Origin of the sequence: Streptomyces resistomycificus, assembly GCF_001514265.1 — a bacterium.
Classification (GTDB): Bacteria; Actinomycetota; Actinomycetes; order Streptomycetales; family Streptomycetaceae; genus Streptomyces; species Streptomyces resistomycificus.
Genome location: NZ_KQ949004.1, coordinates 16,413 through 29,327 on the forward strand (window position 1 = coordinate 16,413; position 12,915 = coordinate 29,327).

Annotated in this window: 9 protein-coding genes; 7 read left to right on the forward strand and 2 right to left on the reverse strand. The window is 71.2% G+C overall.

Going from position 1 to position 12,915, the window contains the following annotated elements; all coding sequences use genetic code 11:
• Positions 1–125 precede the first annotated feature (125 nt).
• Positions 126–1,082 (forward strand): LLM class F420-dependent oxidoreductase, encoded by a 957-nt coding sequence (locus AQJ84_RS35940; RefSeq protein ID WP_030041353.1) that lies wholly within the window; start codon positions 126–128, stop codon positions 1,080–1,082.
• Between the two features lie 27 nt (positions 1,083–1,109).
• Here the strand turns inward: AQJ84_RS35940 and AQJ84_RS35945 are convergent, their stop codons facing one another.
• Both AQJ84_RS35945 and AQJ84_RS35950 read right to left on the reverse strand, forming a co-directional pair.
• A complete protein-coding gene (locus tag AQJ84_RS35945; protein WP_030041354.1) occupies positions 1,110–2,495 on the reverse strand; it encodes an FAD-binding oxidoreductase in 1,386 nt (461 codons plus the stop codon).
• A 66-nt stretch (positions 2,496–2,561) separates the two neighbouring features.
• Complete coding sequence (locus AQJ84_RS35950) at positions 2,562–4,364, reverse strand: glycoside hydrolase family 15 protein (RefSeq protein WP_053190187.1); 1,803 nt, start codon at positions 4,362–4,364, stop codon at positions 2,562–2,564.
• A 524-nt stretch (positions 4,365–4,888) separates the two neighbouring features.
• On the opposite strand from AQJ84_RS35950, the gene AQJ84_RS35955 reads away from it, so the two are divergent.
• The 6 genes from AQJ84_RS35955 to AQJ84_RS35980 all read left to right on the forward strand — a co-directional run bounded on the left by AQJ84_RS35955 (position 4,889) and on the right by AQJ84_RS35980 (position 12,906).
• Entirely contained in the window at positions 4,889–6,556 is a 1,668-nt protein-coding gene (locus tag AQJ84_RS35955; protein WP_030041355.1) for a CTP synthase, read from the forward strand.
• An 82-nt stretch (positions 6,557–6,638) separates the two neighbouring features.
• A complete protein-coding gene (locus AQJ84_RS35960; RefSeq protein ID WP_030041356.1) occupies positions 6,639–7,265 on the forward strand; it encodes an NUDIX domain-containing protein in 627 nt (208 codons plus the stop codon).
• Between the two features lie 171 nt (positions 7,266–7,436).
• Positions 7,437–9,515: a tetratricopeptide repeat protein gene (locus tag AQJ84_RS35965; protein ID WP_030041357.1), complete on the forward strand. Its 2,079-nt coding sequence runs from the start codon at positions 7,437–7,439 to the stop codon at positions 9,513–9,515.
• A gap of 135 nt (positions 9,516–9,650) precedes the next feature.
• A complete protein-coding gene (ald, locus tag AQJ84_RS35970) occupies positions 9,651–10,775 on the forward strand; it encodes an alanine dehydrogenase (RefSeq protein WP_030041358.1) in 1,125 nt (374 codons plus the stop codon).
• Between the two features lie 425 nt (positions 10,776–11,200).
• Complete coding sequence (locus tag AQJ84_RS35975) at positions 11,201–12,325, forward strand: ParA family protein (RefSeq protein WP_030041359.1); 1,125 nt, start codon at positions 11,201–11,203, stop codon at positions 12,323–12,325.
• A complete protein-coding gene (locus AQJ84_RS35980) occupies positions 12,310–12,906 on the forward strand; it encodes a hypothetical protein (RefSeq protein ID WP_078632003.1) in 597 nt (198 codons plus the stop codon). The genes AQJ84_RS35975 and AQJ84_RS35980 overlap by 16 nt, the downstream gene beginning before the upstream one ends.
• Positions 12,907–12,915: the final 9 nt, after the last annotated feature.

Below are 12,915 nucleotides of genomic sequence, written 5' to 3' on the forward strand. Positions count from 1 at the left end.
CCGTCCATGAGCCGGACGCTACCCGCGCTCACCTTCCGGCAACATCTCCGGACTACCACAGGGACGATCACGGGGTCGGCGGGCGCGCGGGGTTGGGGCGTGCGCGCCCGGGTAGCGGCCGGAGCATGGACATCAGCGTGGTCGCCGTGGGGCGCGAGGACGACAGTCCGGTCGACGAGCCGGTGCGGGTGGCGGTACTGGCCGACCGGCTCGGCTACCGCGAGGTGTGGGTGGGGGAGGGCCCGACATGGGACTCCTTCGTGCTGGCCACGGCGATCGGGCTCGCCACCGAGCGGGTCGAGCTGACCGCCGGGCCGGTCCCGGTGTCCGTGCGCGACCCGTTCACGATCGCGCGCGGCGCGGCGGGCGTCGCGGCCGTCACCGGGCGCCCGGCCGGGGTGGCGCTGGGCACGTCCAGCAAGCGCGTGGTCGAGGGCGTGCACGGACGGCCCCGCCTCCGGCCGGCGACCGCGCTGGAGGAGAGCGCGGCAGCCGTACGCGGCTTTCTGCACGGCGTGCCGGGAGAGCCGGTGGTGCCCGGCAGCCCCTTCCGGCGCCGCCTTCCGCCTCCCGGTGGCCGGCTCACCGTGGCCGCCTTCGGCGACCGGGCGATCGCCACGGCCGCCGCGCACGCCGACCGCATGCTCCTCGACGTCGTCTCACCCGAGCAGGTGCGCGTACTGCGGGCCAGTCTGCTGGCGGCGGCCGAGAAGGCGGGCCGTACCCCGCCCACGCTGGCGGCCTGGCTGCCCGCGGCCGTCGACCCAAAGCCGGAGTCCCGCGCCCAGGTCCTGGGGAGCATCGCCGGTTACCTGACCGTGCCGGGCTACCGCGACATGTTCACCGCGTCGGGCCTCGGCGAGGCGGTGGAGCTGGCCGCGGCCGGCGCCGACCGCGACACCCTGCTGCGCGCGCTCCCGCCCGAGGCCGCGGGCGTCGTCGGCCTGGTCGGGGACCTCGACACCGTACGGTCCCGGATCGACGCCTACGCCGAGGCCGGGCTCGACGAGATCGCGCTGGTCCCGGCGACCGCGGGCGATCCGGCGGGGGAGCGGACGCTGAGGGCGCTCCGCCCCGCGTGAAGGTGGTCGCCGGGCGTGGCGTGTTCCTCAGGCCGGCTTGATGTTGTGGTTGAAGCGGAAGACGTTGTCCGGGTCGTACCGCCGCTTCACCTCCGCGAGCCGCCGGGCGTTCTCCACGCCCAGGCCCGCGATGACCCGGTCCGCGCCCTCGTCGCCGATGAAGTTGAGGTAGACCGCCCCCGTGCTCCAGGGGCGGGCGCCGGCGCGGACGTCCCGGACCCACTGGATGCAGCGTTCGTCGTCCGCGGGGTCCTCCCAGAGCCCGAAGGGGTGCACGGCCCACGGCGCGTCCCGGTAGGGCACGGGGTACTCGTGCGGGCCGGTGCCGATCGCGCCGCCCTGGGGGAACAGCGCGTGCAGGGTGCCGGTCGGCACGGGTATCGACGCCCCGAGGGCGCAGAAGGAGTCCACGAAGTCGTCCGGCGCGCCGGTCAGGTACTCGGCCGACCAGTAGTTCCGCATCCCGGGTGGATCGTCGATCATGCACTGGACGTCGGCGTACGGCATCGCTTCCACGAGCTCCGCCTCGTGCGGCAGCGCCAGCAGGGGCTGTGCCAGCTTGCGCAGATCCGCCTCGCCGCCGGCGTAGGTCAGCAGCACACCGCACAGCAGCGTGCCGACCAGGTGCGGCGGTACGAAGTCCTCGGGCGGGCCGGTGAGGTACAGGACGCCGCCGCTCGCCTCGTTCGGGCCGGCCGTGATCACGTCGCGGTAGAGGCGGGTCACCTCGGGGCCGTGCTCCGGGAGATACATCAGCAGCGCGACGGAGAACTCCGGCAGCTCGTACAGCTTCAGTGTGATCGCGGTCGCGATGCCGAAGTTGCCGCCGCCGCCGTGCAGGGCCCAGAACAGGTCCGGGTTCTCGTCGGCGCTCGCGTGGACGCGGCCGCCGTCGGCGGTGACCAGTTCCACACCCAGGAGGTTGTCGACGGCGAGCCCGCAGCACCGGTCGAGCCAGCCGGTGCCGCCACCCAGGACGAAACCGCCGACCCCGGTGGTCGACGCCCGGCCGCCGGTGGTCGCCAGGCCGTGCGGCTGGGTGGCCCGGTCCAGGTCGCTCATCGTGGCGCCGCCCGCGACCCGTACCGACGCCTCGGCCTCGGGATGGACGCTGACCGCGCGCATGTGGCGCAGGTCGACGACCAGACCGCCGTCGTTCAGCGCCGTGCCCGCCACGCTGTGCCCGCCGCCGCGCACCGCGATCGGCAGGTCCAGGTCTCTCGCGAAGCGCACGGCACGCACGACGTCGTCCTCGTCCACGCACTGGGCGATCACTGCCGGCCGCCGGTCGATCATCGCGTTGAACACGGTCCGGGCCTCGTCGTAACCCGGATCCGCGGGGGCGAACACGTCGCCGGCCAGATCCTCGCGGAGCGCGGCGAGGGCCGCGCCCGCCTTCGACGGGGATGCCATGGGGCGCCCCCTTCCGTGCAGGGGCTGTTGGCTCCAGCGTAGGCGGGCCCGGCCGTGCGGTCCTGTTCAGCCGCCGTACGCCCCCGACGCCGTCAGGCGCAGGGCCGTGTCGATGAGCGGGACGTGGCTGAAGGCCTGCGGGAAGTTGCCGACCTGGCGCTGGAGGCGCGGGTCCCACTCCTCCGCGAGCAGCCCCAGATCGTTGCGTAGATCCAGCAGCTTCTCGAACAGCTTGCGGGCCTCGTCGACGCGGCCGATCATCGCGAGGTCGTCGGCCATCCAGAACGAGCAGGCGAGGAAGGCACCCTCGTCGCCGGGCAGGCCGTCGACGCCCTCCGCCTCCCCGTCCGTCGGGTAGCGCAGGATGAAGCCGTCCGACGTGGACAGCTCGCGCTGGATCGCCTCGATGGTGCCGATCACCCGCTTGTCGTCGGGGGGCAGGAAGCCCATCTGCGGGATGAGGAGCAGCGAGGCGTCCAGTTCCTTCGAGCCGTACGACTGCGTGAAGGTGTTGCGCTCCTTGTCGTAGCCCTTCTCACACACGTCCCGGTGGATGTCGTCGCGCAGTTCGCGCCACTTGTCCAGCGGGCCGTCCGCGTCACCGGACTCGATCAGCTTGATCGTGCGGTCGACGGCGACCCAGGCCATCACCTTGGAGTGCACGAAGTGGCGGCGCGGGCCGCGCACCTCCCAGATGCCCTCGTCCGGCTCGTCCCAGTGCTGCTCCAGGTAGCGGATGAGCTTCAGCTGGAGCAGCGAGGCGTAGTCGTTGCGGGCCAGGCCCGTCATGTGGGCCAGGTGCAGGGCCTCGGTGACCTCGCCGTACACGTCCAGCTGGAGCTGGTGCGCCGCGCCGTTGCCGACTCGCACCGGCCCCGAGTTCTCGTAGCCGGGCAGCCAGTCCAGCTCGGCCTCGCCCAGCTCGCGCTCACCCGCGATGCCGTACATGATCTGCAGGTTCTCCGGGTCGCCCGCGACGGCCCGCAGGAGCCACTCGCGCCAGGCGCGGGCCTCCTCGCGGTAGCCGGTGCGCAGCAGCGAGGAGAGGGTGATCGCCGCGTCGCGCAGCCAGGTGTAGCGGTAGTCCCAGTTGCGGACGCCGCCGATCTCCTCCGGCAGGGAGGTGGTGGGGGCGGCGACGATGCCGCCCGTCGGGGCGTACGTCAGCGCCTTCAGCGTGATCAGCGAGCGGACCACCGCCTCGCGGTAGGGGCCGTGGTACGTACAGTGCTCGACCCAGTCCCGCCAGAAGTCCTCCGTCGCCTCCAGCGACTGCTCCGGCTCCGGCAGCGGTGGCGGCTGCTTGTGCGAGGGCTCCCAGGAGATGGTGAACGCGATCCGCTCACCCGGGGCGACCGTGAAGTCGGCGTACGTGGTCAGCGACTTGCCGTACGTCTCGGCCTCGGTGTCGAACCACACCGAGTCCGGGCCGGCGACGGCCACCGTGCGGCCCTCGTGCTTGTGCACCCACGGCACCACCCGGCCGTAGGAGAAACGCATCCGGAGGGCCGAGCGCATCGGGACCCGGCCCGAGACGCCCTCCACGATCCGGATCAGCTGCGGGGCGCCGTCACGCGGCGGCATGAAGTCGGTCACCCGGACCGTGCCGCGTGGGGTGTCCCACTCGGACTCCAGGATCAGGGAGTCGCCGCGGTAGCTGCGCCGGGCCGCGGTGGGCGGTTCGGCGTCGGAGGCGTGCGCGGGGCCGAGCCGCCAGAAGCCGTGCTCCTCGGTGCCCAGCAGACCGGCGAAGATGGCATGCGAGTCGAAGCGGGGCAGGCACAGCCAGTCCACCGTGCCGTCCCGGCAGACCAGGGCAGCGGTCTGCATGTCTCCGATGAGTGCGTAGTCTTCGATGCGCCCGGCCACGTGCAACTCCAGTCGAACGGCCACGTCACCCCCTGGAAAAAGGGGGCTGTCGCTAGTGCGGTCAAGGGGGTCGTTGTAATGCGTCGTTGAGCGGTGAAGCAAAACAGTCCGTGATGCCGTGTGGCAAAACGACAACTGTTGCTCAACGAACTGACGAGCTCTCGTTGTTCCGGGGGCTACGGGCGGGGGTGGTGCCGTGTTGCCGGCCTGGCTCGGTCAGCGAGTGTCCGAGCAGGATACGACGCACGTAGATGATCTGCGTGCCGCTCCGGGCAACGCGGCTGAGCCGAACGGGTGAGCAAGGAGTGAGAAAGACGTGCGTTTGTACGGGTCCGTGTCGACGTGTGTGCAGAGCGTGGCCGGAAGCCATCCCCTCCAGGCGCTGATACCCTGGTAGCCCGTGGACCGGTGGGCACGAAACCCCCGAACCGCAGCGACGGCGCCTCCAGAAAAACCCGGGATCCCCGGGCCGGACGAGCCGCACCGCACCCCCAGATCGCGACCACGGGAGCCCCCTCTTGGCCATGCCGAACGCTGCTTTTCGAAACAGCAAAGCCACGACGACCAAGCACATCTTCGTCACCGGGGGCGTCGCCTCCTCGCTCGGCAAGGGCCTCACGGCCTCCAGCCTCGGCATGCTCCTCAAGGCGCGGGGCCTGCGCGTCGTGATGCAGAAGCTCGACCCGTACCTGAACGTCGACCCCGGCACGATGAACCCCTTCCAGCACGGTGAGGTGTTCGTCACCAACGACGGCGCCGAGACCGACCTGGACATCGGCCACTACGAGCGGTTCCTCGACCGCGACCTCGACGGCTCCGCGAACGTCACCACGGGCCAGATCTACAACACGGTCATCGCGAAGGAGCGCCGCGGCGAGTACCTCGGTGACACCGTGCAGGTCATCCCGCACATCACCAACGAGATCAAGCACCGCATCCGCCGCATGGCGACCGACGAGGTCGACGTCGTGATCACCGAGGTCGGCGGCACGGTCGGCGACATCGAGTCGCTGCCGTTCCTGGAGACGGTCCGCCAGGTCCGTCACGAGGTCGGCCGTGACAACGTCTTCGTCGTCCACATCTCGCTCCTCCCGTACATCGGTCCCTCGGGTGAGCTGAAGACGAAGCCCACCCAGCACTCGGTTGCGGCCCTCAGGAACATCGGTATCCAGCCGGACGCGATTGTGCTGCGCTGCGACCGCGAGGTGCCGACCGCGATCAAGCGCAAGATCTCGCTGATGTGCGACGTCGACGAGGCGGCCGTGGTCGCCTGCCCCGACGCCCGCTCGATCTACGACATCCCCAAGACCGTGCACGGCGAGGGCCTGGACGCCTACGTCGTCCGCAAGCTGGACCTGCCGTTCCGCGACGTGGACTGGACGACCTGGGACGACCTGCTCGACCGCGTCCACAACCCCGACCACGAGATCACCCTCGCCCTGGTCGGCAAGTACATCGACCTGCCCGACGCCTACCTCTCGGTCACCGAGGCGCTGCGCGCGGGCGGCTTCGCCAACAAGGCCCGCGTGAAGATCAAGTGGGTCACCTCGGACGACTGCAAGACCGCGGCGGGCGCCGCCCAGCAGCTCGGTGACGTCGACGGCATCTGCATCCCCGGCGGCTTCGGCGACCGCGGTGTGCTCGGCAAGGTCGGCGCGATCCGCTACGCCCGCGAGAACAAGATCCCGCTGCTCGGTCTCTGCCTCGGCCTGCAGTGCATCGTGATCGAGGCCGCGCGCAGCCTGGCCGACATCCCCGACGCCAACTCCACCGAGTTCGACGCGGCCACCGGTCACCCGGTCATCTCGACCATGGCCGAGCAGCTCGACATCGTCGCCGGCGAGGGCGACATGGGCGGCACGATGCGCCTGGGCATGTACCCGGCCAAGCTGGCCGAAGGCTCGATCGTGCGCGAGGTGTACGACGGCAAGGAGTACGTCGAGGAGCGGCACCGTCACCGCTACGAGGTGAACAACGCCTACCGCGCGGAGCTCGAGAAGAAGGCGGGCATCCAGTTCTCCGGCACCTCGCCGGACGGCAAGCTCGTCGAGTACGTCGAGTACCCGCGCGAGGTCCACCCGTATCTGGTCGCGACCCAGTCCCACCCGGAGCTGCGCTCGCGCCCGACGCGTCCGCACCCGCTGTTCGCCGGGCTGGTGAAGGCCTCGGTCGAGCGGAAGAATTCGAAGTAGCACGACAGTTGTACGGTGGCCGGGGCGCGCTCATTCAAAAGGCGGGCGCCCCGGCCTCTTCGCGCACGTGGAAGGACAGGGCATGACGATCAAGGACACCCCCGAGGCGTGGGAGATCCGGGCGACCGAGACCCCCTTCGTGGGCAACAAGACCTCCGTCCGCACGGACGAGGTGGTCATGCCCGACGGCTCGGTGGTCCGCCGCGACTACCAGGTGCACCCCGGCTCCGTGGCCGTCCTCGCCCTCGACCACGAGGACCGCGTCCTGCTCATCAAGCAGTACCGCCACCCGGTGCGGCAGAAGCTGTGGGAGATCCCGGCCGGCCTGCTCGACGTGCCCGGCGAGAACCCCCTGCACGCCGCCCAGCGCGAGCTGTACGAGGAGGCGCACGTCAAGGCCGAGGACTGGCGGGTCCTGACCGACGTGTACACGACTCCCGGCGGCTGCGACGAGGCCATCCGGATCTTCCTCGCCCGTGACCTGTCCGAGGCCGACGGTGAGCGCTTCGTGGTGGAGGACGAGGAGGCCGACATGGAGCACGCGCGGGTGCCGGTCGACGAGCTGGTCCGGGGCGCGCTCGCGGGGGAGCTGCACAACAATTGCCTCGTCGTGGGTGTGCTGTCACTGGCCGCCGCACGGGGCGGGGACGGGCTGGACGCCCTGCGCCCGGCGGAGGCGCCCTGGCCCGCACGGCCGTTCGAGTCCTGAACGCGGTCCCACACCCCTCCGAAGCCTCCGGTGTGACCATCGGCTGATCCGATCGAGGGACGTGTCCGCCGCGCTCCGCCCGGAACGTAGCAGAGCGTGAACTAGGCTCTGGAAACGCCCGAACCGGAGTCCCGGCGGGCTTGCGCGTGCGGTGGGACGGGAGTGTGGCCCGTGACGGATCAGGCGGTGGACACAGGCGGCGTGCGGCTGTCCCCAGACTCTGCTGCGGAGACGGGATTCCTGGGCCGTACAAGGGAGTTGAAAGAACTCCGCGCCGACATCGAGCGGGCCGGACTGGACACCATCTCGGGCCGCAAGGCTCCCCGCGCGCGCGTGCTTCTCATCGCTGGCAAGCCCGGCTCGGGCCGCACGGCGCTCGCCGAGGAACTGGCCCGGCAGGTCGCGGACCGTTACCGCGACGGGGTGCTGCGGGCCCGACTCGGCGAGCCCGACGGCACGCCCGTCCCGATCGAGCACACCGCCCGTGAACTCCTCACCGCCCTCGACCTGCCGACACCGGCCGGAGCCGCCGAGGACGACCTCACCGCGGCCCTGCGCGAGGCCCTCGCCGGCCGCCGGGTGCTGCTCCTGCTGGACGACGCGGTCACCGCCGAGCAGGTCGACGCCCTGCTGCCGGACACCCCGGAATGCCTGGTCGTGGCCGTCTCCGGGGGGCCGCTGACCGGCATCGCGGACGTTCGTCCCTGCACCCTGGGCGGCCTCGACACCAAGTCCGCCGTCGAGCTGCTGTCCCGGCACACCGGCGCGGTCCGCATCACCGTCGACCCCCGGGCCGCCGAGGGCCTGGTCGAGGAGTGCCAGGGCCAGCCCGCCGCGCTGACGCTGGCCGGCGGCTGGCTCGCCTCCCGGCCCAAGGCGGCCGTCGCCGACCTCGCCAAGCAGCTGCACGCCGAGGGCGCCGAAGGGGCCACCCCGCTCAGCCGGGTCTTCCGGCTCGCCTACTCCTCGCTGCCCGAGCCGGCCGCCCGGATACTGCGACTGCTCTCCCTCGCCCCGGCCGGCCTGATCGACCCGCACACCGCCTCCGCGCTCGCCGGCTGCTCGGTGGGCGGCGCCCGCACCACCCTGGACGACCTCGTCGCCCTCGGCCTGCTGCACGCCATCCCCTCGCCGCTGCCGCAGTACGAGGTCCCCGGCTGCCTGCAGCCCCTCCTGAAGGCCCTCGCCGAGTCCCAGGACCGCCCGGCCGAGCTCCAGCTGGCCCGTGCCCGGATGCTGGAACGGACCGTACGGCTGCTGCAGTCCTGCCGGGCGATCACCGAGACCGACGACCCCGAGGCGCGCGAGAAGCTCCAGGGCATGCCGCAGTCGCTGCGTTTCCCGAGTCCGCGGGCGGCCGCCGACTGGCTGAGCATCCGCAGGCCCGCGCTGCTGGCCGCGGCCCGTCTCGCGGTCGCCGACGGGGAGCTGGACACCCTCGCCCGGCGTCTGATGTCCCAGCTGGTGCGGGCGATGGTCGCCCACTTCGGCACCCAGGCGGCCGCGCCCGACCTCTACGGCCTGCACGGTCTGGTCCTCGACGTGGCCGAGCGCCGCAGGCTGCCCCGTGAGAAGGCCGCCGCCCTGCTGAACCTCGCCGACCTGGACGCCCGCACCGGGCGCACCCAGGAGGCCCTGACGCGCTATCGCGAGGCCCTGGACGCCGGACGGGAGGCGAACGACCCGTATGCGACCGGCCGCGCGATGGAATCCGTAGGAGGCGCCCATCTGGAGCTCGGGGACTTCGACCGGGCGGCCGACTGGTACGGCCGGGCGCTGGTCCAGCGGCTGGCCCGGGACGAGCGGGCGGACGCCGCGCGGCTGTACGGCCGTATCGCCGCCGCCCACACCTACGCGGGCCGCTACGGCGAGGCGCTGCGCAACTGGCGGGCGGCGGTCGCCGGGTACCGCAAGGAGGGTGATGTGGCCTCCCACGCGCGGGCGTTGAGCGAACTCGCGCGCGTCCAGGAGTACGCCGGACGGCCCGAGGAGTCGCTGCGCACCTGCCAGGAGGCGGTGGAGTGGGCGCGCCGCGCGGAGGACGTCCGCCTCCAGGCCGCGCTCCAGCTGAGGCTCGCCGACACGCTGGAGCGCCTGGGCGATCCCACGGCGGCGGCACTGCACCGGGGCACGGCCGACCGGCTGCTGGGGGAGGAGATTTCCGAGGGGGAACCGGAGCCGGACCAGCCCGAACCACCGGAACAAGACGCTAACGCCTGCGAAATCCGCAGTACATCCGCTGAAGATTGATGCAATGAAAGGCTAGACAGCGGGAACGCCTTCATTAGACTGGCTCTGCCGCACCTTCTTCTGCGGTGTCTCCCGGTGTGCCCTCGCATGCCTGGGTATGTGTTGTATTGCCCCACATCCTCTGAGCCAAGGACCGTGATCGACGTGAAGGTCGGCATCCCCCGCGAGGTCAAGAACAACGAGTTCCGGGTGGCCATCACCCCCGCCGGTGTGCACGAGCTCGTGCGCCACGGACATCAGGTCGTCGTCGAGCAGGGCGCAGGTGTCGGCTCCTCGATCCCGGACGCCGAGTACGTCGCCGCCGGGGCGCGGATCCTGGCGACCGCCGACGAGGTGTGGGCCACCGCCGACCTGCTGCTGAAGGTCAAGGAGCCCATCGCCGAGGAGTACCACCGCCTCCGCAAGGACCAGACGCTCTTCACCTACCTGCACCTGGCCGCCTCCAAGGAGTGCACCGACGCGCTCATCGAGTCCGGCACCACGGCGATCGCGTACGAGACCGTGGAGCTGCCCAGCCGTGCGCTGCCGCTGCTCGCCCCCATGTCCGAGGTCGCGGGCCGTCTCGCCCCCCAGGTCGGCGCCTACCACCTGATGCGCGCCAACGGCGGCCGCGGCGTGCTGCCCGGCGGTGTCCCCGGCGTGCTGGCCGGCCGGGCCGTCGTCATCGGCGGTGGCGTCTCCGGCTGGAACGCCGCGCAGATCGCCATCGGCATGGGCTTCCACGTGACCCTGCTCGACAAGGACATCAACAAGCTCAAGGAAGCCGACAAGATCTTCGGTACGAAGATCCAGACCGTCGTCTCCAACGCCTTCGAACTCGAGAAGGCCTGCCTCGAGGCCGACCTCGTGATCGGTGCCGTGCTCATCCCGGGCGCCAAGGCCCCGAAGCTGGTCACCAACGAGCTGGTGTCGCGCATGAAGCCGGGAAGTGTCCTTGTCGACATCGCGATCGACCAGGGCGGCTGCTTCGAGGACTCCCGCCCGACCACTCACGCCGAGCCGACCTTCCCGGTCCACAACTCGGTCTTCTACTGCGTCGCGAACATGCCCGGCGCGGTGCCCAACACCTCCACCTACGCGCTCACCAACGCGACGCTGCCGTACATCGTCGAGCTCGCCGACAAGGGCTGGGTGGAGGCCCTGCGTCGCGATTCAGCGCTGGCCAAGGGCCTCAACGCACATGACGGCAAGGTCGTTTACCGCGAGGTCGCCGAGGCGCACGGCCTGGAGCACGTGGAGCTCGAGGCCCTGCTCGGCTGAGCGCCGGCCCCGCGTGACGTCAGGCCACCGCCGCCAAGTCATCATTCGGCAAAAGGCGATACGTCAACACAGGTCGTCAACAGCACGCACCCGGCCGGACCTTGCCCGACAAGGTCCGGCCGGATGTGTGTATGGTCACTTTGCGGCTCTCGGCCAACTCGCCTCGAACGTAACCCTTGAACCGATTCGTACACCGGCGAAACCTACCGTGCGACGGCCGTACGCCCTTGACAGCGGGATGTTTCATTGCCGACACATCCTGCCGGGTCCGGCGGATTGTGTTGCTGCGGATGCCCGACACGCCATAGAGTCGCCAACCGTCGGCATGGTGCCACGCCGACCTGTCTAGAAGTTTCCTGGTCACCAAGGAGGTAAGACGACTTGTGAATGAGTCGACATTTTCTCCCGGGGGTGGTCAACCAGGAATGCCTGCACGGGCCGAGGGCCCCGCGGGGTTCGAGGCTGTCGGCTCCGTCGCGGTGCGCACCTTCGCAGCCCACCAGAGTCCGCAGGTGACTCGGACACACCAGAGCATGGATGGCCATCACGTGAACGCCATGGCCGGCGACGGAAGTGGCGCGCCCCACAACCACTTCGCCGACTACGACGAACTGCCCGACGGGCACTTCTACGACCCCGACGCCGAGTACGAGCCCGACCCCGAGTACGCGGCCACGCTCGCGCCCGACGCTGCCCGTCAGCGCCGTGAGCGCATCGGCCCGACCGGTCGGCCGCTGCCGTACTTCCCGATCCCGGGTCCGCTGACCGATCACGGACCCGCGAAGATCATCGCGATGTGCAACCAGAAGGGCGGCGTCGGCAAGACGACGTCGACCATCAACCTGGGTGCCGCGCTCGCGGAGTACGGCCGTCGTGTGCTGCTCGTGGACTTCGACCCGCAGGGCGCGCTGTCGGTGGGTCTCGGTGTCAACCCGATGGAGCTCGACCTCACGGTCTACAACCTGCTCATGGAGCGGGGCATGGCGGCCGACGAGGTGCTCCTGAAGACGGCGGTCCCCAACATGGACCTGCTGCCCAGCAACATCGACCTGTCCGCCGCCGAGGTCCAGCTGGTCTCCGAGGTGGCGCGCGAGTCGACGCTGCAACGCGCCCTGAAGCCGCTCATGGCCGACTACGACTACATCGTGATCGACTGCCAGCCCTCGCTCGGCCTGCTCACGGTGAACGCGCTCACGGCCGCGCACAAGGTGATAGTGCCGCTGGAGTGCGAGTTCTTCGCCCTTCGAGGAGTCGCGCTGCTGACGGAGACCATCGAGAAGGTCCAGGAGCGGCTGAACCCGGACCTGGAGCTCGACGGGATCCTCGCCACGATGTACGACTCCCGCACCGTGCACAGCCGTGAGGTGCTCGCGCGCGTCGTCGAGGCCTTCGACGACCACGTCTACCACACGGTCATCGGGCGAACGGTCCGCTTCCCGGAGACCACGGTCGCCGGCGAGCCGATCACGACGTACGCCTCCAACTCCGTCGGTGCCGCCGCCTATCGCCAGCTCGCCAGGGAGGTGCTCGCCCGGTGTCACGCCGAGTGAGTCTGCCGGGGGCCGACGAACTGTTCCGTACGACAGGGGGAATGGCGCTCCAGGCGTCCACTCCCCGGCGGGGGGCCAACGGCGAGGCCCGGGTACCGGCTCCCGCGGGGGAGTCCGACGGGGCCGCGGCGGCGTCGCCGGGGGCCCCGGCCTCCGCCGAGGACGCGCCGCAGTCGGTGCCGGCCCAGGGCGGTGACGGCGACGGCGCGGAGCACGTGGCGGCCGACGCGGATCCGGCCGAGGGCGCCGAGGCCCGCAGCCGGGGCGCGGACCGTTCCGGACGCCGTCAGGACGCGCAGGAAGGTTCTGCCTCGGGTGCCGCGGCGGGCGCGCCACGCAAGCGTGGACGGGCGGCCTCGCGTCGTCCCAGCGGCCGCGAGCGGCACGACGAGAAGATCACGGTGTACGTCTCCGCCGAGGAGCTGATGGACCTGGAGCACGCGCGTCTGGTGCTCCGCGGCGAGCACGGGCTGGCCGTCGACCGCGGACGGATCGTCCGGGAGGCCGTCGCCGTGGTGCTGGCCGATCTGGAGTCCCGTGGGGACGCGAGCATCCTCGTACGACGGCTGCGCGGGCGGTAGCGGTAGCCT

What these genes read in the sequence shown, in the direction of transcription:
- AQJ84_RS35945 (WP_030041354.1), bottom strand. Translation starts at nt 2,495, where the DNA reads ATGGCATCCCCGTCGAAGGCGGGCGCGGCCCTCGCCGCGCTCCGCGAG.
- AQJ84_RS35975 (WP_030041359.1), top strand. Translation starts at nt 11,201, where the DNA reads ATGCCTGCACGGGCCGAGGGCCCCGCGGGGTTCGAGGCTGTCGGCTCC.
- AQJ84_RS35960 (WP_030041356.1), top strand. Translation starts at nt 6,639, where the DNA reads ATGACGATCAAGGACACCCCCGAGGCGTGGGAGATCCGGGCGACCGAG.
- AQJ84_RS35955 (WP_030041355.1), top strand. Translation starts at nt 4,889, where the DNA reads ATGCCGAACGCTGCTTTTCGAAACAGCAAAGCCACGACGACCAAGCAC.
- AQJ84_RS35940 (WP_030041353.1), top strand. Translation starts at nt 126, where the DNA reads ATGGACATCAGCGTGGTCGCCGTGGGGCGCGAGGACGACAGTCCGGTC.